The sequence below is a fragment of the Arthrobacter sp. PTI12 genome (genome assembly GCF_056679915.1).
In genome coordinates this window covers 2,896,253-2,919,457 of record NZ_CM155256.1, presented here as the reverse complement: position 1 = coordinate 2,919,457, position 23,205 = coordinate 2,896,253, and the positions used below count along the sequence as shown (strand labels likewise).

General features: G+C 62.6%; 18 protein-coding genes and 1 tRNA gene. 15 read left to right on the top strand and 4 right to left on the bottom strand.

Annotation, left to right across the window (positions count from 1 at the left end; genetic code table 11):
- Positions 1 to 52: 52 nt before the first annotated feature.
- Positions 53 to 286 carry a hypothetical protein gene (locus tag AC1MBU_RS13930; protein ID WP_479787591.1) on the bottom strand — a complete coding sequence of 78 codons (234 nt, stop codon included), beginning with the start codon at positions 284 to 286 and terminating at the stop codon, positions 53 to 55.
- Positions 283 to 1,662, bottom strand: a complete 1,380-nt coding sequence (locus AC1MBU_RS13925; protein WP_479787589.1) for a PspC domain-containing protein — start codon at positions 1,660 to 1,662, stop codon at positions 283 to 285. The genes AC1MBU_RS13930 and AC1MBU_RS13925 overlap by 4 nt, the downstream gene beginning before the upstream one ends.
- 124 nt (positions 1,663 to 1,786) lie before the next feature.
- On the opposite strand from AC1MBU_RS13925, the gene AC1MBU_RS13920 reads away from it, so the two are divergent.
- Together AC1MBU_RS13920 and AC1MBU_RS13915 are read left to right on the top strand one after the other, a co-directional pair.
- Positions 1,787 to 3,031, top strand: a complete 1,245-nt coding sequence (locus tag AC1MBU_RS13920; RefSeq protein WP_479787588.1) for a PspC domain-containing protein — start codon at positions 1,787 to 1,789, stop codon at positions 3,029 to 3,031.
- A complete protein-coding gene (locus tag AC1MBU_RS13915) occupies positions 3,024 to 3,674 on the top strand; it encodes a LuxR C-terminal-related transcriptional regulator (protein WP_056543963.1) in 651 nt (216 codons plus the stop codon). The genes AC1MBU_RS13920 and AC1MBU_RS13915 overlap by 8 nt, the downstream gene beginning before the upstream one ends.
- Positions 3,675 to 3,827: 153 nt before the next feature.
- Here AC1MBU_RS13915 and AC1MBU_RS13910 read toward each other — a convergent pair whose 3' ends face one another.
- The gene (locus AC1MBU_RS13910) at positions 3,828 to 5,060 is read right to left on the bottom strand and encodes a pyridoxal phosphate-dependent aminotransferase (protein WP_479787585.1); all 1,233 of its coding nucleotides are present in this window, start codon (positions 5,058 to 5,060) and stop codon (positions 3,828 to 3,830) included.
- A 273-nt stretch (positions 5,061 to 5,333) separates the two neighbouring features.
- On the opposite strand from AC1MBU_RS13910, the gene AC1MBU_RS13905 reads away from it, so the two are divergent.
- The 8 genes from AC1MBU_RS13905 to rplL all read left to right on the top strand — a co-directional run bounded on the left by AC1MBU_RS13905 (position 5,334) and on the right by rplL (position 10,569).
- A tRNA-Trp gene (locus tag AC1MBU_RS13905) sits at positions 5,334 to 5,406 on the top strand.
- Between the two features lie 105 nt (positions 5,407 to 5,511).
- Entirely contained in the window at positions 5,512 to 5,769 is a 258-nt protein-coding gene (secE, locus tag AC1MBU_RS13900) for a preprotein translocase subunit SecE (protein ID WP_235563106.1), read from the top strand.
- 59 nt (positions 5,770 to 5,828) lie between these two features.
- Complete coding sequence (nusG, locus tag AC1MBU_RS13895) at positions 5,829 to 6,677, top strand: transcription termination/antitermination protein NusG (protein ID WP_346027198.1); 849 nt, start codon at positions 5,829 to 5,831, stop codon at positions 6,675 to 6,677.
- Between the two features lie 119 nt (positions 6,678 to 6,796).
- Positions 6,797 to 7,225, top strand: coding sequence for a 50S ribosomal protein L11 (gene rplK, locus AC1MBU_RS13890; protein WP_056543970.1), 429 nt, complete (start codon positions 6,797 to 6,799; stop codon positions 7,223 to 7,225).
- Positions 7,226 to 7,338: 113 nt separating this feature from the next.
- Complete coding sequence (gene rplA / locus AC1MBU_RS13885; protein WP_056543973.1) at positions 7,339 to 8,046, top strand: 50S ribosomal protein L1; 708 nt, start codon at positions 7,339 to 7,341, stop codon at positions 8,044 to 8,046.
- Positions 8,047 to 8,174: 128 nt separating this feature from the next.
- Positions 8,175 to 9,272 (top strand): GNAT family N-acetyltransferase, encoded by a 1,098-nt coding sequence (locus tag AC1MBU_RS13880; RefSeq protein WP_479787582.1) that lies wholly within the window; start codon positions 8,175 to 8,177, stop codon positions 9,270 to 9,272.
- A gap of 259 nt (positions 9,273 to 9,531) precedes the next feature.
- The gene (rplJ, locus tag AC1MBU_RS13875) at positions 9,532 to 10,131 is read left to right on the top strand and encodes a 50S ribosomal protein L10 (RefSeq protein ID WP_056543979.1); all 600 of its coding nucleotides are present in this window, start codon (positions 9,532 to 9,534) and stop codon (positions 10,129 to 10,131) included.
- A 57-nt stretch (positions 10,132 to 10,188) separates the two neighbouring features.
- Entirely contained in the window at positions 10,189 to 10,569 is a 381-nt protein-coding gene (gene rplL, locus AC1MBU_RS13870) for a 50S ribosomal protein L7/L12 (RefSeq protein WP_056543982.1), read from the top strand.
- 101 nt (positions 10,570 to 10,670) lie between these two features.
- On the opposite strand, the gene AC1MBU_RS13865 is transcribed toward rplL, so the two are convergent.
- Entirely contained in the window at positions 10,671 to 11,873 is a 1,203-nt protein-coding gene (locus AC1MBU_RS13865; protein WP_056543985.1) for an acetyl-CoA C-acetyltransferase, read from the bottom strand.
- Between the two features lie 399 nt (positions 11,874 to 12,272).
- Here AC1MBU_RS13865 and rpoB point away from each other — a divergent pair, with 399 nt between their 5' ends.
- From rpoB to fusA, 5 genes are all read left to right on the top strand, one after another.
- Positions 12,273 to 15,782 carry a DNA-directed RNA polymerase subunit beta gene (gene rpoB, locus AC1MBU_RS13860; RefSeq protein WP_056543988.1) on the top strand — a complete coding sequence of 1,170 codons (3,510 nt, stop codon included), beginning with the start codon at positions 12,273 to 12,275 and terminating at the stop codon, positions 15,780 to 15,782.
- Between the two features lie 111 nt (positions 15,783 to 15,893).
- Positions 15,894 to 19,787, top strand: coding sequence for a DNA-directed RNA polymerase subunit beta' (locus AC1MBU_RS13855; protein ID WP_277359146.1), 3,894 nt, complete (start codon positions 15,894 to 15,896; stop codon positions 19,785 to 19,787).
- A 353-nt stretch (positions 19,788 to 20,140) separates the two neighbouring features.
- Positions 20,141 to 20,515, top strand: coding sequence for a 30S ribosomal protein S12 (gene rpsL / locus AC1MBU_RS13850; RefSeq protein ID WP_026531947.1), 375 nt, complete (start codon positions 20,141 to 20,143; stop codon positions 20,513 to 20,515).
- 1 nt (position 20,516) lies between these two features.
- Positions 20,517 to 20,987 carry a 30S ribosomal protein S7 gene (gene rpsG / locus AC1MBU_RS13845; protein ID WP_056543994.1) on the top strand — a complete coding sequence of 157 codons (471 nt, stop codon included), beginning with the start codon at positions 20,517 to 20,519 and terminating at the stop codon, positions 20,985 to 20,987.
- A gap of 84 nt (positions 20,988 to 21,071) precedes the next feature.
- Complete coding sequence (gene fusA / locus AC1MBU_RS13840; RefSeq protein ID WP_056543999.1) at positions 21,072 to 23,186, top strand: elongation factor G; 2,115 nt, start codon at positions 21,072 to 21,074, stop codon at positions 23,184 to 23,186.
- The last annotated feature ends 19 nt before the right edge of the window (positions 23,187 to 23,205 follow it).

Here is a 23,205-nt window from a genome sequence, read left to right as displayed (position 1 = left end):
TTTCGTAGTGGAAGGGGAATGTCACGGGCAGTAGGGGATTGGCTGATACCGCTCAGTTGCGGCGGTTCATTGAAAGGATGCCGCCGATGATCAGTGCCACGCCGGTGGCGACGAGGAGCACCATAGCCACGAGTACCGGGTCAAGCACCAGGCCTGTCAGTTCACCGGCCAGCACGAGGATGCCAATCACAATGGCGAGGACGCCCCAGATGATGGTCCCGGCGCGGGGCCGTGCGTCGTCGTCATGCTTGTTGGGGTTGTGCTTGTTGGGATAGAGGGTGCTCATCGTTCCTGCCTGCTTTCGGTGTCCAGGAGTGCGGTTTCGGTGGTGGCGACGGTGATGTGGCTGACCACACCGCGCATGTCGAGAATGATGCGCGGGCCGTCTGCGTCCTCGTTAAGGTGCAGGGTCCGCGGCTGCCAGATTCCACCGACGCTGGTGGTTTCACCGGCACTCACCACCTCGGTTGAGCTCAGCGCCAGCCGCGACCGCACATCAACTGGAACGCCTTCCGGAACCAGGATCCCGACGTTCCCGGCCGCTGCGTTGACGGGGATGATGACGTCCTCAGTGATGTCCGCGAGTCCGGTCAGATCCACGCGGCCCTGGCCGACGACGACGGTGTACCCCTCGGATGCCGGGCTTGCGGCCGTGATGGACCATCTGCCCTGATCGGCGAGGACCCAGTTGCCCGTCACGGGCGACGCTGACGAAAGAACGGTGGCCGCAATCCCGACCGCGGCCAGGAAACCGAGTCCGCCGGACGTGCGTCCGCGGATTCCCAGCAGGACAATTCCAAGCCCCAGAACGACGACGCCGGTCGCCAGTGCCACAGCGATGACGCTGCCGCCGAGCGCCAGTACGCCGACATAGTCAAGGACCAGCACGAGTGCTGCGAGGAGGAGCGCGCCGCCGAGGAAGATGGCGACGTCGGCTCCCGTGGGGCGCGGTGCCGACGCTTTAGCGACGGCCTTGACCGGAGGGCGGGTCGGGCCGATGAATGGTCGGGTGGGAGGAGGAGCCATCGAATAGACGTCAGTGGGCGCGGTACCGGTAGCGCTGCCGGTCCCCGCTCCATCGTTGCTGTTCCTGTTCCGGTTGGCGTTGGAGATCCAATAGACAATGAACACCGCAACCCCGATCCAGAACAGGCTCCAGATGAACCCGCCGAATCCGCCGGTATTGCCGAAGAACGGCGCGTTGGGGCGCCACAGCCCGAGGAGGGAAACAACCAGGGCACCGGTCATGCCGGACGTCCAGCTGCCGCGTGCAGCGGATTCCGCGTGGATGCGACCGTCGGGTTCCGGCAGGAGTGCCCACGCAAGCCCATAGGCGAGCAGCCCGATTCCGCCGAAGATTGCGAGCACCACAAAAAGTCCGCGGACCAGGACCACGTCCAGCCCGGTTCGGGCGGAAATGCCGGTTGCGACTCCGCCGATCCAGCGGTCCTGCCCCCGGGTCACCCGCAGGCTCCGGACCCAGCCGAAGAAGCCGGCACCGGAGCCGGCGCGTGGAGTGCTGGAAGCGGCGCCCGGGGAACCACCGGGTGTTGCACCCGGCTGGCCGCCGTCATATGCGTGGGGGTATCCGCTGCCTGCAGCGGATTCCGGAGCGCCGTCAGCGTCCCGGGGCGAGGAGGAAGGGCCATCATGCGAGTTCATATCTTCATCCTTGTCCTCCGCCGGCGTTCCAACCATCGGGGCTGACCCTGAACCATCCCTGAGCTACGGCGGTATTCCCCTGAGAACGGGTAACGGCGAGCCCTGAGCGTGCTTGGATTGACTCATGAGACCCCCGCTGCTCCGCTCCGATGATGCCCTCATCGCGGGCGTCTGCGGCGGCCTGGCAGCACACCTCGGAGTCTCGTTGCGGGTCGCCCGCATCTCCATGGTGGCGCTTTCCCTGGTGGGCGGTGTCGGCGTCGTTCTCTATGGCTGGCTGTGGCTGCTGGTTCCCACCACTGAAGAACGACGGCGGGGCGTAGCGACTCCCGCCGGCCTGCGGCTGGGCGCGCCCGTCCTCGCAGGACCGGGATCCAAACCGCCGCGGTCATTCGGTGCTGCGGGCAGCAGGGAGGTGATGATCGGCGTCGGGCTCCTCGTGGTCGCGGCCGCATTGGTGGCCCAGCAGCTCGGGGTGACCGTCCAGTGGGGCTGGCTGGTACCGGTCGGCGCGGTGGCCCTTGGCGCCGTTCTCGCGTGGTCCCAGCTCGACGAAACCCGCCGCGCCCGGCTGATGGATAACGCGGGGGCCACCCGGGCTGAAGGTGTGGCACGGCTGGCTGCGGGCCTGGTACTGGTGATGGTCGGCCTGTTGATTCTTGTTTCCGGGTCGCTGTCCTGGGAGTTCACCTGGCCGGTGCTGCTGGCCACGGCAGCGGTGCTCGGCGGTGTAGGGCTGGTACTGGCGCCGTGGGGCCTGAAGTTCTGGAAGGACCTTGAGGCTGAGCGGTCGGCGCGTGTCCGTGAAACCCAGCGCGCGGAAATCGCGGCCCACCTCCATGACTCCGTGCTGCAGACGCTGGCACTGATCCAGAACCGTGCAGCCTCCGAGCAGGATGTCATCCGGCTCGCGCGGGCACAGGAACGGGAACTGCGTCGGTGGCTCTACGCAGATACGGCGGAGCGGACCGGGAACCTCGCGGACCGCGTCAAGGCGGTTGCAGCGGAGGTGGAAGAGGAATACGGGCATCCCGTCGACGTCGTCTCCGTGGGAGAGGCACCCATGACTCCGCGCCAGGATGCCTTGGTGCAGGCAACCCGCGAGGCCATCCTCAATGCAGCCAAGCATGCGGGCGGCGCTGTCTCCGTCTATCTTGAGGCCGGGACTGCTGTCTCGCAGGTGTTTGTCCGCGACCGCGGTGCCGGTTTTGATCCGGAAGCGGTTCCGGCCGATCGGTTGGGCATCCGTGAGTCGGTCATCAACCGCATGCAGCGCCACGGAGGTACCGCGCGGATCCGAAGCTCGGAAGCGGGAACGGAAGTTCAACTGACCATGCCCGAAGAGGAAGCAGGAGCTCCGCATGACTGAGCCGATCACCGTCGTCGTTGTTGATGACCACGCCATTTTCCGGTCCGGTGTGAAGGCGGATCTCGACGGCCGTGTCCGGGTTGTCGGTGAGGCAGCCACGGTGGAGGAGGCCATCGCGGTCATCCTGGAACAGCAGCCGCAGGTAGTCCTCCTCGATGTTCATCTGCCGGGAGGCAAAGGCGGGGGAGGCGCTGAGGTGATCGCAGGATGCGGTGACGTCCGCCAGACCACGCGGTTCCTGGCGCTCAGCGTGTCCGATTCCGCCGAAGACGTAGTCACCGTCATCCGGGCAGGTGCGCGCGGATATGTCACCAAGACCATCACGGGCGCTGACATCTCCAACGCGGTGCTGCGCGTGGCGTCAGGCGATGCAGTGTTCTCGCCGCGGCTCGCCGGCTTTGTGCTCGATGCGTTCGGCACCGCAGCGGTAGCGGCCGCCGAGAGCGAACTCGACCGGCTGTCCGCCCGGGAACTCGAAGTGATGCGGCTGATCGCCCGCGGTTACAGCTACAAGGAGGTCGCGAAGGAGTTGTTCATTTCCATCAAGACCGTCGAGACCCACGTGTCAGCGGTGCTGCGGAAGCTGCAGCTCTCCTCCCGGCACGAGCTCACCCGCTGGGCGGCGGAGCGCCGGCTGCTCTAGCGTCCCTGGTCTTCGCGGGGTGCGTTATGCGACGGCCACCGCGGGCCCTGCCCGCTCCGCGATGCCCAACCACTCCGGGGCATCGCGGTGGCCGCCGGATGAAGCGCAGGTCACCAGGGCCCGCGGCGGCCGCCGCAGCGCCAAGCGCGCAAGTCAGCGCGCTGAACCGAGGAACTCCTGGAGGCGGCCGACGCCGGTCGCGAGGTCTTCGTCGCCAAGCGCGTAGGAAAGTCGAAGATATCCGCTCGGTCCAAAAGCTTCACCGGGAACCACCGCTACCTCGACGGTGTCGAGGATCAGGGCAGCCAGTTCCGCCGACGTCGCCGGCCGTGCACCGGCAAGCTCCCTGCCGAGGAGTTCGCGGACATCCGCATACGCGTAAAACGCGCCGTGCGGTGTGGGGCACTGGATACCGTCAATCTTGTTCAGCCCGGAAACCATGGCACGACGACGGCGGTCGAAGGACTTCTTCATCTCCTCCACCGCGGTCAGTGGTCCGGACACAGCTGCGAGAGCCGCCATCTGTGACACATTGGCCACGTTCGACGTTGCGTGTGACTGCAGGTTGGTTGCTGCCTTCACCACGTCCTTCGGGCCGATCATCCAACCTACGCGCCAGCCCGTCATTGCATAGGTCTTGGCCACGCCGTTCAGGATCACCACGCGGTCGCCCAGCGAGGGTGCGGCTGTCGCAATGGAGGTGAACGGGACGTCGTCGTAGGTGAGGTGTTCGTAGATCTCGTCCGTGACTACCCACAGGCCGTGACCGGCCGCCCACTCACCGATTTCGCGAACCTGTTCCGGGGAGTACACCGAGCCGGTGGGGTTGGAGGGGGAAACGAAGAGCAGGATCTTGGTGCGCGGCGTCCGTGCGGCCTCGAGTTGGTCGATGGATACCAGGTAGGACTGCTCCGGGCCGGCAAAAACCTCGACCGGGACTCCTCCGGCCAGCCGGATGGCCTCCGGGTAGGTGGTCCAGTACGGGGTCGGGACCAGCACCTCGTCGCCCGGATCCAGCAGCGTGGCGAACGACTCGTAGACTGCCTGTTTGCCGCCGTTGGTCACCAGAACCTGGGCCGGGTCCACCTCATAACCGGAATCACGCAGGGTCTTCTCGGCAACAGCCTGCTTGAGTTCCGGCAGCCCTCCTGCGGGGGAGTAGCGGTGGAACCGGGGCTGACGAGCTGCGTCGACTGCGGCATCCACGATGTAATCCGGTGTGGGGAAGTCCGGCTCGCCGGCGCCGAAGCCTATTACAGGCCGTCCTGCCGCCTTCAGCGCTTTGGCCTTGGCGTCGACGGCCAGCGTCGCTGACTCTGCAATCGCGCCGATTCGCTGGGACACGCGTCCGTTGGAGTGCTGGGACAGGGCATCAGCGGCAGTCATGGTCTTCCCGTCAGTTGAGGTGGGTTGGTCTTGGAGATGAGGTCAGGCTCGGGTGTAAGCCTTGTCTCAGCTTAGGGCTTACCCGCTGAACACAGCCTGTCGCGGCGCACTGGACGACGGGGCAGGAGGCGTTCGAACGCGCGAGGTTCGTCCGGTTCGACGTTGGGTCCGTGATTGCGTAGACTAGTTCCTCGGTGTTGAAGTCGCCATGATGGTCCGTGCCTGCGCAGCGGTATTGCTGAGGGTAGGGGCAGCAGCGAATCTTCACTCCAAAGGGTAGTGGCGCAATTGGTAGCGCAGCGGTCTCCAAAACCGCAGGTTGCAGGTTCGAGTCCTGTCTGCCCTGCGCATCACCGTCATGGACAGCATGCGGCAGTGCGGCGTTGAACGCTCTATGAGTGATGGGTCAGTGCGGCCAGCTCAGGTACCTACAGGATTGGTGAGGTTGAAGGTGACCGATACGGCTGAAAGCAGCTCCAAGGGAAACCCCGCCGGCAAGGAGAGTCCGAAGCGTGGATTCTTCGGTCGGATCATCCTGTTTGTACGTCAGGTCATCGCCGAACTGCGCAAGGTGGTTGTCCCCACCCGCAAGGAACTGATCCGGTTCACTATCACCGTCCTGGTGTTCGTGATCATCATGATGCTCATCGTCACCGGTTTGGACTTGTTGTTCGGCGCCGGTGCGGTGTGGGTCTTCGGCGGCAGCTAGTTTCTGCCCTCAAGAGGCAGTATCGAGCAAGCACAGCAATCCAGAAAGCAGGCAGCTAGGTGTCCGAGCAAGAACTCGAACGACAGATCACAACCGACGAGGAAGATCTGGGTACCGAGGATCAGGTAACAGCAGCAGGTGCGGAAGACGCCCCTGCTGATACCGCTGCGCCCGCGGACAGTGATGACGCCGCTGCTAGCGATGACTCCGCTCCCAGCGATGACTCCTCTGCCAGTGATGACGCCGCTACGAGCGAAGAAACCTCGGTTGAGGCGGACTCTGCTGAGGAGGCTCCGGAACCCGAAGTGGACCCGGTTGCCGAGTTCAAGTCGAAGCTTCGTCGCCAGGACGGCGACTGGTACGTGATCCACTCCTACGCCGGTTATGAGAACCGCGTAAAGGCGAACCTGGAAACCCGTATCCAGACCCTGGACATGGAGGATTTCATTTTCGAGATCCAGGTGCCCATGGAAGAAGTCGTGGAGATCAAAAACACCACGCGCAAGATCGTGAACCGCGTCCGTATCCCGGGCTACGTGCTGGTACGCATGGACCTCACGGATGAGTCGTGGGGCGCGGTTCGGCACACCCCCGGCGTCACAGGGTTCGTCGGTAACGCGCATGATCCCGTGCCGTTGAGCCTCAATGAGGTTTTCTCGATGCTGGAGCACACCATCGTGAAGAGTGGCGGCGAGGCAGGTAAGCCGGCGCGCGCACAGGTCACACCAGCCATGGTCAACTTCGAGGTCGGCGAGTCCGTCACCGTCAACGAGGGTCCCTTCGAGACTCTTCCGGCCACCATCTCCGAGATCAAGCCGGAATCCCAGCAGCTCGTTGTGCTGGTTTCCATCTTCGAGCGCGAGACCCCGGTTACCCTCTCGTTCAACCAGGTAACCAAGATCCAGTAAGTTTCGTCTTCGACGGGTCCGCTTTGACCCGTCAGGACGGCCGGCCGCCACGCCATGGCGGTCACCATCCCCGGGACGCTCCTGTCCCGAGGAACGAAATGTAAGAAAAGGACCCTTTCATGGCCCCCAAGAAGAAGGTCACCGGCCTCATCAAGCTGCAGATCAACGCAGGCGCCGCCAACCCGGCTCCTCCGATCGGTCCGGCACTTGGCCAGCACGGTGTCAACATCATGGAGTTCTGCAAGGCGTACAACGCCGCAACAGAATCCCAGCGCGGGAACGTTATTCCCGTTGAAATCACGGTGTACGAGGATCGCTCGTTCACCTTCGTCACCAAGACCCCGCCGGCCGCCGAGCTGATCAAGAAGGCAGCAGGCGTGCAGAAGGGTTCGGCTACGCCGCACACCGTCAAGGTTGCCAAGCTGAGCCGGGCGCAGGTTGAGGAAATCGCCACCATGAAGATGGAAGACCTCAACGCCAATGATGTCCAGGCAGCAGCCAAGATCATCGCCGGTACCGCCCGGTCGATGGGCATCTCCGTCGACTAACATCGACAACCACTGATAGATCAAAGAATGACACCGTGCCATACGGGCACAGGATGTCTGTGGCAGGGCCCAGCGCGGTCCGTAGACCACAACTGCATAAGGAGAAAGAGCAGATGGCAAAGCGCAGCAAAGCATATGAGGCAGCTGCCGCCAAGATCGACGCGAACAAGCAGTACGCGCCGGTAGAGGCAGTAGCCCTGGCGAAGGAAACCAATCCTTCATCATTCGACGCAACGGTAGAGGTGGCTTTCCGCCTCGGCGTTGATCCCCGTAAGGCAGACCAGATGGTGCGCGGCACCGTTAACCTGCCTCACGGCACCGGCAAGACCAAGCGCGTCCTGGTCTTCGCAACAGGTGACAAGGCTGAGGCGGCAATTGCTGCCGGAGCCGATTTCGTCGGGTCAGACGACATGATCGAGAAGGTAGCCGGCGGTTGGGTCGATTTCGACGCAGCAGTTGCCACCCCTGACCTCATGGGCAAGGTTGGCCGCCTCGGTAAGGTGTTGGGTCCCCGTAACCTCATGCCCAACCCGAAGACCGGTACCGTCACCCCCGACGTCACCAAGGCTGTCACCGACATCAAGGGTGGAAAGATCGACTTCCGCGTCGACAAGCACTCCAATCTCCACTTCATCATCGGTAAGGTCTCCTTCGACGAGCGCAAGCTGGCCGAGAATTACGCGATTGCGCTGGAAGAAGTGCTCCGCCTGAAGCCGTCAGCTTCCAAGGGCCGCTACATCCAGAAGGCAACGGTCACCACCACCTTCGGACCGAGCATCTCGGTTGACCCGAACGTCACCAAGGTCCTGGCAGACGCCTAGGGATTCGATGTGTTGAGGCGGGTGCGGCTATTGCTGCACCCGCCTTTTTCGTGCGTGTTCCCAGCGGGGAGCCATTGCAGTCAAGAAAGTGATTGACATTCCCCAATCACAAAGCGAGAATTCTCACCATGACCATTACCGACGTGAGTGTTCGGCCGTACGTGCTGCCGGAGTCCCTGGATGTACCCGAGGCCCAACCGTTCATTGCCGCCTCGGAGCTCAGCAACCTCATTGAACGTGAGGTGTGGGGCAATGACGATCACTGCCATACGGCACAGACGCGGTTCGAGAGCTCTAAACCGAATCATTACGAGGAGCGGGCCATCTTCCTTGCTTTTGAGGGGGAGCGGGTGGTGGGCAAGGCCGTCGTGGACGTACCGCTCACGGACAATCTTCAAACCTGCTACGCGTTCGTCATCGTCCATCCTGAGCGTCGCAGGCTGGGCTTCGGCTCAGCCCTCTACGCCGCTGTCGAGGACCATGGGCAGCGGCGCGGTCGCTCCACGATCATGGGGTGGACGGACCACCGGGCCGGTTTCGATCCGGCCAGGGTACTCACTCCGGCAACAGGGGCAGGCGCCTTCCCGTCGACGTCGCTCGCTGCCTGTTTCGCCACCGCACGCGGATTCTCCCTCGCGCAGGTGGACCGGTGCAGCGTGCTTCCGGTGAATTGGAACTCCTGCCGGCTCACAGCGCTTACCGCTGATGCCGCCAAAATCGCAGGTCCGGATTATGCCGTAGTGGACTGGGTGGACCGCTGCCCCGATGAGCTCCTCGAGGAGTACGCACACTTGCGGAAGACCATGAGCACCGACGTCCCGATGGGGGAACTGGACTGGGAAGAAGAGGTGTGGGATGGAGGTCGCGTGCGTGAGAATGAGGGCCGCCTTGAACGTGAGGGCGGCAGCAGTCTCGTTCGGGCCGTTCTACATAGGCCGAGCGGACACCTGGTCGGTCATACCATCCTCGAAAGGCGCGCGGAGAAGCCTGGAACGGCGTATCAGGAGGACACCCTGGTGGTTTCCGCCCACCGCGGTCACCGGCTGGGGATGTGGCTCAAGGCGGCGAACCTGCTTGCCGTTCCCGACGTCTGGCCGGAAACGCGGCAGGTCTACACGTGGAATGCCGAGGAGAACCGGCACATGCTTGACGTCAATATTGAGCTTGGATTCACACCTGAGGGATATACCGCCGCCTGGCAGAAGAAGCTGGAGTCCGCGGGATGAAGGGGTAGGGCGGCCAATTTGGCCGCTCCGCCCCTGTCCCGTAAGGTTGAAGTACCAAAGACCGTCGGTCGATGAACACCTGACTGAATTCGTTCAGCTTCTTGTGTGCATCTGAAAGTTCCCGTAAGGGCGGCCAGCGCAGGTGAACGAAGCTAAACCTTCCGGAGAGTAACAAGCTCTGAGTGGTCAAGCCCCGTGCATCTGCGCGGGGCGTTTTTATTGGGCCGATCACCGGCACCAATTCCCCGGAAGGAGGGTTATGGCAACGCCAACAAAGGTTTCGGCCGTGGATGAGATCACCACTGATTTCAAGGAATCCACCGCTGCTGTCCTAACCGAATACCGTGGGCTCTCCGTTGCACAGCTTAAGGAACTGCGCCGTTCACTCGGCGCCGAGACCAAATACGCTGTCGTCAAGAACACCCTGACTGGCATTGCAGCCAAGGAAGCCGGCATCGACGCGTTCGAAGGCCAGCTTGCCGGACCCACTGCAATCGCTTTCATCAAGGGTGACGCCGTTGCTGCGGCAAAGAGCCTGACGGATTTCGCGAAGACCAACCCACAGCTCGTCATCAAGACCGGTTACTTCGAGGGCAAGGCCCTCGACGCTACGGCGGTAGTCGCTCTTGCTGCTCTTGAGTCGCGTGAGTTCCAGCTGGCCCGTGTGGCAGGTGTCCTCAAGGCACCCATGTCCGCACTTGCCCGCACCGTCGATGCCCTGCGCATCAAGTTGGAGGAGAACGGGGACGCTGCACCTGCGGCAACCGCCGAAGCTCCCGCGGCAGAGGAGGCACCCGCAGCCGCGGATGCCGCTCCTGCCGAGGCTGCCGAAGAAGCAGCTGCCCCCGAAGAGAAGTAATTCTCACCCACCACACTCCGGTGCCGCGCGCACCACATCAGGAAGGATGCTTTAGCCATGGCAAAGCTCACCAACGAAGAGCTCATTGAAGCCTTCAAGGAACTGTCCATCATCGAACTCTCGGACTTCGTCAAGCTGTTCGAGGAGACCTTCGACGTCACCGCTGCTGCAGTTGCAGTTGCAGGCCCCGGCGGCGGCGGCGCAGGCGAAGCTGCTGAGGAAGAGAAGGATTCCTTCGACGTCATCCTCGAAGCTGCCGGCGACAAGAAGATCGCGGTTATCAAGGAAGTTCGCGCCCTCACCTCCCTCGGCCTGAAAGAGGCCAAGGACGTTGTAGACAGTGCACCGAAGGCTGTTCTCGAAGGCGCCAACAAGGAAACGGCAGAGAAGGCCAAGGAGGCCCTCGAGGCCGCCGGCGCTACCGTCACCCTCAAGTAGGTTCTTCGAACCTTCTAAAACAGCCCCGGAACCATCTGGTTCCGGGGCTGTTTTATGTCTGCGGCCTGATGGTCTGCGGGCACCGCAGGGCACGCCGGGTGTCAGTCGCGGTACAGCAGCAGCGCCTCGCCCTGGCCGCCGCCGCCGCAGAGGGATACCGCGGCTTTTCCGCTGCCTCTGCGCTGCAGTTCCAGTGCCGCATGGAGGGCGAGCCGTGCCCCTGATGCGCCAATAGGGTGGCCGAGCGCGATCGCACCGCCGTGGATATTGCATTTGTCCAGCGGCAGGTCGAGGTCCTTGAGGGATTGGCAGGCAACCGAACCGAAAGCTTCGTTGATCTCGACAAAATCGAGGTCAGCGGTACTCCACCCAGCGCGGTCGAGAGCCTGCTCAATGGCCTTGGACGGCTGGGAGTGCAGGGAATTATCTGGTCCCGCCACCTGGCCGGGGCGCCCTACAACGGCAAGGATCTCCCAGCCGTTGGCTTCCGCATTCTCCCGGCTGGTCAGTACCAGGGCGGCCGCGCCGTCGGACAGTGGGGAGGAGTTCCCCGCAGTGATGGTGCCATCCTTCGCGAAGGCGGGCTTCAATCCGGCGAGGGTTTCGACGGTGGTGTTGGGCCGCAACCCCTCATCCGCGGAGACAACCAGGTCATCGCCCTTGCGCTGCGGAACGTGCACGGGAACAATCTCGTCCTTGAACACTCCGGACTCTGTTGCTGCCGCGGCACGCTGGTGTGAGGATGCTGCGACCTCGTCCTGTGCTGTCCGGTCGATACCCAGGCCCGTGTTGCCGCGTTCGGTCGACGCGCCCATCGATTCGGAGTCGAAAGCGTCGGTGAGGCCGTCGTGCGCAACGGAATCGACTGCGGGCATTGTGCCGTAGGTCCAACCCTGGCGGGCACCCGGAAGCAGGTGAGGACCATGCGTCATGGATTCCTGTCCGCCGGCGACGACGACGCTCGCCTCTCCGCTGCGGATCAGCCGTGCAGCGTCAATCACCGCGGTGAGGCCGGAAAGGCAGACCTTGTTGACCGTCACGGTAGGAACATCCCAGCCGATGCCGGCCTTGATGGAGGTCTGCCGTGCTGGGTTCTGGCCACAACCGGCCTGCACAACGTGCCCCAGGATGACGGCGTCCACATCTGCGGCCGACACTCCGGACCGTTCCAGCGCACCGGCAACGGCGAAGGCGCCAAGCTCGACTGCGGTGAAGGCTGCCAGCTGTCCATTGAGGCGGCCCTGCGGAGTGCGTGCACCGCCTACGATGACAACATCCTGGGGGTTCTGCTCGGGACTGTTCATGGGAGGTTCCGCTCGCTTTCGTCATCGAATTGCACGGCGCATGGTGCTGCCGGCGCGTCCTTCTTCAAGATTACCGCCACACCGTCGCTTTTCAGCTAATGACCATTCACTGAAACCATCTTGCTGCGATCGATTGCCGTCGAACCCGTATACCACATCCGGTTGGACATTGTCGCTACCCTGACGTACAGTAGATATTTGCGTCTTCCCTCATAACCTCAGCCTTCATATAGCGGTGGGCTTTGCCACGCATTCGTCATTTAACGGAAAAGTCGGGTTGCCCTCATTGGCTTCCCTCTGGGCTGTATCCGATGAGCGAATGCGGGCGTCAGGTTGGCACCTAACCGGTGCAGGGAGTGATCGTAAGAACACGCCTGTTGGTCTGTGGAAGGATCCCTCTTGGTCGCCCCGAGCACCTCACTTAATGCAACCGCTACCAGCCAGGTCGACGCCGACGGCGCCGCACCCCGGCTATCATTCGCAAAGATTCACGAACCGCTGGACGTTCCCAATCTTCTCGCCCTGCAGACAGACAGCTTTGACTGGCTGGTAGGCAACGAGCGCTGGAAGGCGCGAGTTGAAGAAGCGCTGAAGCAGGGCCTCCAGGGTGTGGCCACCACTTCCGGCCTCGCTGACATCTTCGAAGAGATTTCTCCGATCGAGGACTTCCAGGGCACCATGTCCCTGAGCTTCTCGGAGCCTGAATTCGCTGATCCGAAGTACACCATGGCTGAGTGCAAGGACCGCGACGCAACCTACGCGGCCCCGCTGTACGTCAAGGCCGAGTTCATGAACAACAACACGGGCGAGATCAAGCAGCAGACCGTGTTCATGGGCGACTTCCCGCTGATGACGGAGAAGGGTACGTTCGTCATCAACGGCACCGAGCGTGTCGTTGTCTCCCAGCTCGTTCGTTCCCCCGGCGCATACTTTGAGCGCGCTGCGGACAAGACCAGTGACAAGGACATCTTCAGCGCGAAGATCATCCCGTCTCGTGGTGCCTGGTTCGAGCTCGAGATCGACAAGCGCGATCAGGTTGGCGTACGCCTTGACCGCAAGCGCAAGCAGTCGGTCACCGTGCTCCTCAAGGCCCTTGGCTGGACTGAAGGCCAGATCCTCGAGACATTCGGCGAGTATGACTCCATCCGCGCCACCCTCGAGAAGGACGCTACGGAGACCCAGGAAGACGCCTTGCTGGATATCTACCGCAAGCTCCGCCCGGGAGAGCCGCCCACGGTCGAGGCTGCCAAGACGCTGCTGGATAACCTGTACTTCAACTCCAAGCGCTATGACCTGGCGAAGGTTGGCCGGTACAAGATCAACCGCAAACTCGGCATCGACAAGAACCTCGGTGATTCTGACGCCTCGGTCCTGAACATCGATGACATCGTCGCGATGATCAAGTTCCTGGTTGCACTGCACGCCGGGGAAACCACCCTGACGGGCAAGCGTGACGGCGAAGACGTGGAGCTGCGCGTTGAGGTCGATGACATCGACCACTTCGGCAACCGCCGCATCCGCGCCGTCGGTGAGCTCATCGAGAACCAGGTCCGCACCGGCCTGTCCCGTATGGAGCGCGTTGTCCGCGAGCGGATGACCACCCAGGACGTCGAGGCGATCACGCCGCAGACCCTGATCAACATCCGCCCGGTTGTCGCTGCGATCAAGGAATTCTTCGGAACTTCCCAGCTATCGCAGTTCATGGACCAGAACAACCCGCTCGCCGGACTGACGCACAAGCGCCGCCTGTCCGCGCTGGGCCCGGGTGGTCTTTCCCGTGACCGCGCCGGCATGGAGGTCCGTGACGTTCACCCGTCCCACTACGGCCGCATGTGCCCGATCGAAACTCCTGAAGGCCCGAACATCGGCCTGATCGGCTCGCTGGCATCCTACGGCCGGATCAACACCTTCGGTTTCATCGAGACCCCGTACCGCAAGGTTGAGAACGGCGTCGTCACCGACCAGATCGACTACCTCACGGCAGACGACGAGGTTGAGCGGCTGATTGCCCAGGCAAACGCGCCGCTCGATTCGAACAACAAGTTCGAAGAGGACATGGTCCTCGTGCGTACCCGTGGTGGTTCAGGCGAGCCCGTTCTCGTCGAAGCCGCCGACGTTGAGTACATGGATGTCTCCCCGCGCCAGATGGTGTCCGTCGCAACCGCGATGATCCCGTTTCTGGAGCACGACGACGCCAACCGCGCCCTCATGGGTGCGAACATGCAGCGTCAGGCCGTGCCCCTGCTCCGTTCCGAGCGGCCCCTCGTGGGCACCGGTATGGAGCGGAACGCCGCCGTTGACGCCGGTGACGCCGTAACGGCCAACAAAGCTGGTGTGGTGTCAGAGGTATCGGCTGATCTGGTGACCGTCCTGAATGATGACGGCACCGAGACCAACTACCCGATCATGAAGTTCGCGCGCTCCAACCAGGGCAACGCCTACAACCAGCGTGTGCTGGTTGGCGAGGGCGACCGCGTCGAGTACAACACGATCATCGCGGACGGTCCCTCCACGGACCAGGGCGAGCTCGCGCTCGGCAAGAACATGCTCGTTGCGTTCATGTCCTGGGAAGGCCACAACTTCGAGGACGCGATCATCCTGTCCCAGCGCATCGTCTCCGACGATGTCCTGACCTCGATCCACATCGAGGAGCACGAGGTTGACGCCCGCGACACCAAGCTTGGTGCCGAGGAAATCACCCGCGACATCCCGAACGTCTCCGAAGAGGTGCTTGGCGCGCTCGATGAGCGCGGCATCATCCACATCGGTGCGGAGGTCGAGGCCGGCGACATCCTGGTTGGCCGTGTTACCCCCAAGGGTGAAACGGAACTGACCCCGGAAGAGCGCCTGCTGCGTGCCATCTTCGGCGAGAAGAGCCGCGAGGTTCGCGACACATCGCTGAAGGTTCCCCACGGGGAATCCGGCACGGTCATCGGTGTCCGCATCTTCGACCGCGACAATGACGACGAGCTGCCCCCGGGCGTCAACCAGCTGGTGCGCGTCTACGTTGCCCAGAAGCGCAAGATCACGGACGGCGACAAGCTGGCCGGCCGTCATGGCAACAAGGGCGTCATCTCCAAGATCCTGCCGATCGAGGACATGCCGTTCCTCGAGGACGGAACCCCTGTCGATATCGTCCTGAACCCGCTGGGTGTTCCGGGCCGTATGAACGTCGGCCAGGTCCTCGAGATCCACCTTGGATGGGCTGCCAAGCAGGGCTGGAAGATCGAGGGCGAGCCCGAGTGGCTCAAGAACCTTCCGAACCTTCCCCGGGAGATTGACACCACCACCGTCGCGACACCAGTGTTCGACGGCGCTACCGAGGACGAGATCGTCGGTCTTCTTGGTTCCACGAACGTCACCCGCGACGGACACCGCCTCATCGGCGAGTCCGGCAAGGCACGCATGTTCGACGGCCGCTCCGGCGAGCCGTTCCCGGATCCGATCTCCGTTGGCTACATGTACATCCTGAAGCTCCACCACCTGGTGGATGACAAGATTCACGCCCGGTCCACCGGCCCGTACTCGATGATCACGCAGCAGCCGCTGGGTGGTAAGGCGCAGTTCGGCGGCCAGCGCTTCGGTGAGATGGAAGTGTGGGCCCTCGAGGCTTACGGTGCGGCTTACACGCTGCAGGAACTCCTGACCATCAAGTCTGATGACATCCACGGACGCGTCAAGGTGTACGAGGCAATCGTCAAGGGCGAGAACATCCCCGAGCCGGGTGTTCCGGAATCCTTCAAGGTTCTGATCAAGGAAATGCAGTCGCTGTGCCTGAACGTGGAAGTACTTTCCACGGACGGCACCACGATCGAGATGCGTGACTCGGATGAAGAAGTCTTCCGGGCCGCGGAAGAGCTGGGCATCGACCTCTCACGGGCCGAGCCGAGTTCCGTCGAAGAGGTTTAGCTTTCACAGCGCCGAGCCGGCGTTCGATTGAACGCCGGTTCGGTGCACCCCTCCTCGCCCCGCACCCATAAGACTTTGTGAATTTAGAGAATAAAGAGAGACAGGGACCATATGTCCAGCGAATCCTCATTCGGCCACATGCGAATCGGCCTGGCCACCGCGGAAGAGATCCGCGGTTGGTCGTACGGCGAAGTCAAGAAGCCGGAAACCATCAACTACCGCACCCTCAAGCCTGAGAAGGACGGACTCTTCTGCGAGAAGATCTTCGGCCCATCGCGTGACTGGGAATGCTACTGCGGCAAGTACAAGCGCGTGCGTTTCAAGGGAATCATCTGTGAGCGGTGTGGCGTTGAGGTCACCCGTGCCAAGGTGCGCCGTGAGCGCATGGGCCACATCGAGCTGGCCGCTCCCGTGACACACATCTGGTACTTCAAGGGCGTTCCGTCGCGTCTTGGCTACCTCCTTGATTTGGCACCGAAAGACCTGGAAAAGGTCATCTATTTCGCCGCCTACATGATCACCTCGGTGGACGAGGAGAACCGTCACGCCGAACTGCCTAACCTCCAGGCCGAACACGACCTCGAGAAGAAGCAGCTCGTCGACCAGCGGGACTCCGACATCGCTGCCATCGCCCGCGACCTCGAGGACGAGCTTGCCCGTCTTGAGGGTGAAGGCGCCAAGGCTGCGGACAAGAAGAAGGCACGTGACTCGGCGGACCGCCAGATGGCGAACCTCCGCAAGCGTGCGGATGCTGAGATCGAGCGCCTCGAGCAGGTCTGGGACCGCTTCAAGACCCTCAAGGTTGCAGACCTCGAAGGTGACGAGGGCCTCTACCGTGAGCTCCGCGACCGCTACGGTCTGTACTTCGAGGGCTCCATGGGAGCCGAGGCTATCAAGAAGCGCCTCGAGAACTTCGACATGCAGGCTGAGGCCGCGCTGCTCCGCGACATCATCCAGAATGGCAAGGGCCAGCGCAAGACCCGCGCCCTGAAGCGCCTGAAGGTTGTCAACGCGTTCCTGACCACCACCAACAGCCCGCTGGGCATGGTGCTCGATGCCGTACCGGTGATCCCGCCGGAACTGCGCCCGATGGTTCAGCTGGACGGTGGCCGCTTCGCGACCTCCGACCTGAACGACCTGTACCGTCGCGTGATCAACCGCAACAACCGCCTGAAGCGCCTGCTCGATCTCGGCGCACCCGAGATCATCGTGAACAACGAAAAGCGCATGCTCCAGGAAGCTGTTGATTCCCTGTTCGACAACGGTCGTCGCGGACGTCCGGTCACCGGGCCGGGCAACCGCCCGCTGAAGTCGCTCTCTGACATGCTCAAGGGCAAGCAGGGCCGCTTCCGCCAGAACCTCCTTGGCAAGCGCGTCGACTACTCGGGCCGTTCGGTCATCGTCGTTGGTCCGCAGCTGAAGCTGCACCAGTGTGGTCTGCCCAAGCAGATGGCTCTGGAGCTCTTCAAGCCGTTCGTGATGAAGCGTCTGGTTGACCTCAACCACGCTCAGAACATCAAGAGCGCGAAGCGCATGGTTGAGCGTTATCGCCCGCAGGTCTGGGATGTCCTTGAAGAGATCATCACCGAGCACCCCGTGCTGCTGAACCGTGCGCCTACCCTGCACCGTCTCGGCATCCAGGCGTTCGAGCCGCAGCTGGTTGAAGGCAAGGCCCTTCAGCTTCACCCGCTGGTCTGTGGCGCGTTCAACGCTGACTTCGACGGCGACCAGATGGCAGTGCACCTGCCGCTGAGCCCGGAGGCCCAGGCTGAGGCACGCATCCTGATGCTGTCCTCGAACAACATCCTGAAGCCTTCGGACGGCCGTCCGGTGACCCTTCCTTCGCAGGACATGATCATCGGTCTGCACCACCTGACCACCAAGCGTGAGGGTTCGGCAGGGGAGGGACGTATCTTCTCCAGCCCGGCTGAGGCGATCATGGCCTTCGACTCCGGCGAGCTGCACCTGAACTCGGTCGTGAAGATTCGTGTTCCGCACTTCATTCCGGGTCCTGACACCACAGCCCCCGAAGGCTGGGAAGAAGGCACTCCGGCGCTGATCGAAACCTCGCTCGGCCAGGTCCTGTTCAACGACACTTTGCCTGAGGATTACCCCTGGGTGGACAAGGTCGCTGACAAGGGTGAGCTCTCCACGATCGTGAACGATCTCGCCGAGCGCTACCCGAAGGTCGTCACCGCGGCAACGCTGGACAACCTGAAGGACGCCGGTTTCTACTGGGCAACCCGTTCAGGCGTGACCGTGGCCATCTCCGACATCTCCGCGCCGATCAACAAGGCCGGAATCATGGAGGGCTACGAGACGCAGGCAGCCAAGGTGCAGTCGCAGTTCGACAAGGGCCTCATCGCTGATGAGGAACGCCGTCAGGAACTGATCGACATCTGGAACAAGGCAACCAACGAGGTAGCCGAGTCCATGCGCGGTGCAATGCCGAAGGACAACACCATCAACCGCATGGTGTCTTCCGGCGCCCGTGGTAACTGGCTGCAGGTTCGTCAGATCGCCGGTATCCGTGGCCTGGTGGCAAACCCCAAGGGTGAGATCATCCCGCGTCCGATCAAGTCCTCCTACCGTGAGGGCCTGTCGGTTCTGGAGTACTTCATCGCCACGCACGGTGCCCGTAAGGGTCTCGCCGATACCGCTCTGCGTACCGCGAACTCTGGTTACCTGACCCGTCGTCTCGTGGACGTGTCCCAGGACGTCATCGTCCGCGAGGACGATTGCGGTACCGAGCGCGGTCTGAATGTCACCATCGCTGTACCGAATCACGACGGCGAGCTCGTCCTGCATGAGGAAGTCGAGAACTCGGCTTACGCACGCACGCTGGCCACCGACGTCGTTGATTCCAAGGGCGAGGTGCTGGCTCCTGCTGCCTCCGACGTCGGCGACGTGCTGATCGGCAAGCTGTTTGCGGCTGGAGTGACGGACATCAAGGTCCGCTCGGTCCTGACGTGTGAGTCCAGTGTCGGTACCTGCGCACTGTGCTACGGCCGTTCGCTGGCCACCGGCAAGACCGTGGACATCGGTGAAGCAGTCGGCATCATCGCTGCGCAGTCCATCGGTGAGCCGGGCACGCAGTTGACCATGCGTACCTTCCACACCGGTGGTGTTGCATCGGCGGAAGACATCACCCAGGGTCTGCCCCGTATCCAGGAGCTCTTCGAAGCGCGTACGCCCAAGGGTGTCGCGCCGATCTCCGAGGTCGCCGGACGGGTCACCATCGAGGACGCAGAGAAGCAGTTGCGCCTCGTGGTCACTCCGGACGACGGCTCCGAAGAGATCGCCTACCCGGTACTGCGGCGTGCACGCCTACTGGTAGCCGACGGCGATCACGTCGAGGTTGGCCAGCAGCTGGTCTTCGGTGCGGTTGATCCCAAGCAGATTCTCCGCATCCTCGGCCCGCGCAAGGCACAGGAATTCCTGGTGGACGAGGTTCAGCGCGTGTACCGCAGCCAGGGCGTCGGCATCCACGACAAGCACGTGGAAGTCATCGTCCGGCAGATGCTGCGGCGCGTCACGGTCATCGAGTCCGGGGACTCGGACCTGCTCCCGGGTGAGCTGGCCGAGCGTCGCCGGTTCGAGAACGAGAACCGCCGCGTGGTGTCCGAGGGCAAGAAGCCTGCTTCAGGCAGGCCCGAGCTCATGGGTATCACCAAGGCCTCCCTCGCCACGGAGTCCTGGCTGTCAGCCGCTTCCTTCCAGGAGACCACGCGTGTCCTCACGCAGGCCGCCATGGAAGGCAAGAGTGATCCGCTGCTCGGCCTGAAGGAGAACGTGATCATCGGTAAGCTCATCCCGGCCGGCACCGGCCTGGACCGCTACACGAAGATCACGGTCGAGCCCACCGAGGAAGCCAAGGCCAACCTGTTCACCGGTCCGAGCGCGTTCAGCGACTTTGACTATGCAGGTGTCGACGGCGGACTCAGCCCTGAGTTCCATGCCATCCCGCTGGATGACTATGACATGGGATCGAGCGACTTCCGCTAGGAGACGTTTCCTTCCTGAGTGAGTGAAGGGGCCCGGACAGCAGATTCCACTGCAGTCCGGGCCCCTTTACCATGCCGTTCCAGTCACGACGCCCAATCTGTTAGACTTGTTGGGAATTGTTTGTGTGGCAGTGGATCGGCGTCTTCGGCTTGAGTCTTCGACGTATCTCCGTGTTGTAGGGAACTTGTACAACGAATGCCACATTTTTGCACGCCTACGGTCGTTTTACTCTTATCTCGCGTAGGCACGCCAAACGACTGACAAGCTCTGATTCGCCAACCGGCCGCGCGCCGGCGGTGCGATGCGGAGTCAGCAGAGATCTGATCTCGAGACAACATACGGAGAACTGAGAAGTGCCTACCATTAACCAGCTGGTCCGTAAGGGCCGGTCACCTAAGGTCTCCAAGACCAAGGCGCCCGCACTGCAGGGCAGCCCCATGAAGCGCGGTGTCTGCACCCGTGTCTACACCACCACCCCGAAGAAGCCGAACTCGGCTCTGCGGAAGGTCGCACGTGTTCGCCTCAACGGCGGCATCGAAGTAACCGCCTACATCCCGGGTGTCGGCCACAACCTCCAGGAGCACTCCATCGTGCTCGTGCGCGGCGGTCGTGTGAAGGACCTCCCCGGTGTGCGTTACAAGATTGTCCGTGGCGCACTGGATACCCAGGGCGTGAAGAACCGCAAGCAGGCTCGCAGCCGCTACGGCGCAAAGATGGAGAAGAAGTAATATGCCTCGTAAGGGCCCGGCCCCCAAGCGGCCGCTCGTTGTAGATCCCGTTTACGGATCCCCCCTGGTCACGCAGTTGATCAACAAGGTGCTCGTTGACGGCAAGAAGTCCACCGCCGAGCGCATCGTCTACGGCGCACTCGAAGGTGCCCGTGCCAAGTCCGGCGGCGATCCCGTGGCAGCTCTCAAGAAGGCCATGGAGAACGTCAAGCCAAGCCTTGAGGTTCGCTCCCGCCGTGTCGGTGGAGCCACGTACCAGGTTCCCGTGGAGGTCAAGCCGGGCCGTTCCACCGCCCTGGCCCTCCGCTGGCTGGTTGGCTACTCGAAGGCCCGCCGCGAGAAGACCATGACCGAGCGTCTCCAGAACGAGATCCTCGACGCTTCAAACGGTCTGGGTGCCGCTGTGAAGCGCCGCGAAGACACGCACAAGATGGCCGAGTCCAACAAGGCCTTCGCTCACTACCGCTGGTAATCGCGCTGCCGGTCTTTCCTACCGCTTCGGCGGTGCGGGGGACCGGCGGTCCAGCAGAACTCCACCTTAGATAAGGGAGACACCGTGGCACAGGACGTGCTTACCGACCTCAACAAGGTCCGCAATATCGGCATCATGGCCCACATTGATGCCGGCAAGACCACTACTACCGAGCGCATCCTGTTCTACACGGGTGTCAACCACAAGATCGGCGAAACGCACGACGGCGCTTCAACGACCGACTGGATGGAACAGGAAAAAGAGCGCGGCATCACCATCACCAGTGCCGCGGTGACCTGCTTCTGGGAACAGAACCAGATCAACATCATTGACACCCCCGGTCACGTCGACTTCACCGTTGAGGTTGAGCGCTCCCTGCGCGTCCTCGACGGCGCAGTCGCTGTGTTCGACGGCAAGGAGGGCGTAGAGCCCCAGTCCGAAACCGTCTGGCGCCAGGCGGACAAGTATGAAGTGCCCCGCATCTGCTTCGTCAACAAGATGGACAAGCTGGGCGCTGACTTCTACTTCACCGTGGACACCATCATCAGCCGCCTGGGCGCGAAGCCGCTCGTCATGCAGCTGCCGATCGGCGCCGAGAATGACTTCATCGGCGTTGTCGACCTGCTGTACATGCGTGCACTTGTCTGGCCCGGTGACTCCAAGGGTGACGTGACCATGGGCGCCAAGTATGAGATCCAGGAGATCCCGGCTGACCTCCAGGCCAAGGCTGAGGAATACCGCGCAGCCCTGGTCGAGGCCGTTGCTGAGTCTTCCGATGAGCTGATGAACAAGTACCTCGAGGGCGAAGAGCCCACCATCGAGGAGCTGAAGGCCGGTATCCGTAAGTTGACCATCAACTCGGAGATCTACCCGGTACTGTGCGGCTCTGCCTTCAAGAACCGCGGAGTTCAGCCGATGCTCGACGCCGTCATCGACTACCTGCCTTCCCCGCTGGATGTGCCTCCCATGGTCGGGCACGATCCCCGCGACGAGGAGACCGCGCTGACGCGCCAGCCGAGCACCGAGGAACCCTTCTCGGCGCTGGCATTCAAGGTTGCAACCCACCCGTTCTTCGGTCAGCTGACGTTCGTCCGGGTGTACTCCGGGCATGTCACGGCCGGCACGCAGGTTGTGAACTCGACCAAGGGTAAGAAGGAGCGCATCGGAAAGCTGTTCCAGATGCACGCCAACAAGGAAATTCCGGTTGACGAAGCCTTCGCTGGTCACATCTACGCGGCAATCGGACTGAAGGACACCACTACCGGTGACACCCTGTCTGATTCGGCCAACCAGATCGTCCTCGAGTCGATGAGCTTCCCGGAGCCGGTCATCTCGGTTGCGATCGAGCCGAAGACCAAGGGCGACCAGGAGAAGCTTTCCACTGCTATCCAGAAGCTTTCGGCTGAGGATCCCACCTTCCAGGTGTCCCTCAACGAGGACACTGGCCAGACCATCATCGCCGGCATGGGCGAGCTTCACCTGGACATCCTGGTGGACCGTATGCGCCGTGAGTTCAAGGTCGAGGCCAATGTCGGCAAGCCGCAGGTCGCGTACCGTGAAACCATTCGCGGCACTGTGCAGAAGCATGATTACACCCACAAGAAGCAGACGGGTGGATCGGGACAGTTCGCGAAGATCCAGATCAGGATCGAGCCGATGGACACGTCCGAGGGCGAGATGTATGCCTTCGAGAACAAGGTCACCGGTGGCCGCGTTCCGCGCGAGTACATCCCGAGTGTCGATGCCGGCATCCAGGACGCGCTCAACGACGGCATCCTGGCTGGCTACCCGGTGGTCGGTATCAAGGCAACGCTGCTTGACGGCGCATACCATGATGTTGACTCCTCCGAAATGGCCTTCAAGATCGCCGGTCGCATGGCGTTCAAGGAAGCTGCCCGCATGGCAAAGCCCGTGCTGCTCGAACCGCTGATGGAGGTGGAAGTCCGCACGCCTGAGGAATACATGGGTGATGTGATCGGCGACCTCAACTCCCGCCGCGGCCAGATGCAGTCCATGGAGGACGCAAGCGGTGTCAAGGTCATCAAGGCGCATGTGCCGCTGTCCGGCATGTTCGGGTACATCGGCGACCTGCGTTCGAAGACCCAGGGCCGCGCTGTCTACTCAATGCAGTTCGACAGCTACTCGGAGGTCCCGAAGGCAGTAGCCGACGAGATCATCCAGAAGACTCGCGGAGAGTAATCCCGGCTCGTCCGGACAG

Bases quoted from the DNA above. Each gene is read 5' to 3' on its own strand.
- AC1MBU_RS13930 (WP_479787591.1), bottom strand. From the start codon at position 286: ATGAGCACCCTCTATCCCAACAAGCACAACCCCAACAAGCATGACGAC.
- AC1MBU_RS13925 (WP_479787589.1), bottom strand. From the start codon at position 1,662: ATGAACTCGCATGATGGCCCTTCCTCCTCGCCCCGGGACGCTGACGGC.
- AC1MBU_RS13920 (WP_479787588.1), top strand. From the start codon at position 1,787: ATGAGACCCCCGCTGCTCCGCTCCGATGATGCCCTCATCGCGGGCGTC.
- AC1MBU_RS13915 (WP_056543963.1), top strand. From the start codon at position 3,024: ATGACTGAGCCGATCACCGTCGTCGTTGTTGATGACCACGCCATTTTC.
- AC1MBU_RS13910 (WP_479787585.1), bottom strand. From the start codon at position 5,060: ATGACTGCCGCTGATGCCCTGTCCCAGCACTCCAACGGACGCGTGTCC.
- rplK (WP_056543970.1), top strand. From the start codon at position 6,797: ATGGCCCCCAAGAAGAAGGTCACCGGCCTCATCAAGCTGCAGATCAAC.
- rplA (WP_056543973.1), top strand. From the start codon at position 7,339: ATGGCAAAGCGCAGCAAAGCATATGAGGCAGCTGCCGCCAAGATCGAC.
- AC1MBU_RS13880 (WP_479787582.1), top strand. From the start codon at position 8,175: ATGACCATTACCGACGTGAGTGTTCGGCCGTACGTGCTGCCGGAGTCC.
- rplJ (WP_056543979.1), top strand. From the start codon at position 9,532: ATGGCAACGCCAACAAAGGTTTCGGCCGTGGATGAGATCACCACTGAT.
- rplL (WP_056543982.1), top strand. From the start codon at position 10,189: ATGGCAAAGCTCACCAACGAAGAGCTCATTGAAGCCTTCAAGGAACTG.
- AC1MBU_RS13865 (WP_056543985.1), bottom strand. From the start codon at position 11,873: ATGAACAGTCCCGAGCAGAACCCCCAGGATGTTGTCATCGTAGGCGGT.
- AC1MBU_RS13855 (WP_277359146.1), top strand. From the start codon at position 15,894: ATGTCCAGCGAATCCTCATTCGGCCACATGCGAATCGGCCTGGCCACC.
- rpsG (WP_056543994.1), top strand. From the start codon at position 20,517: ATGCCTCGTAAGGGCCCGGCCCCCAAGCGGCCGCTCGTTGTAGATCCC.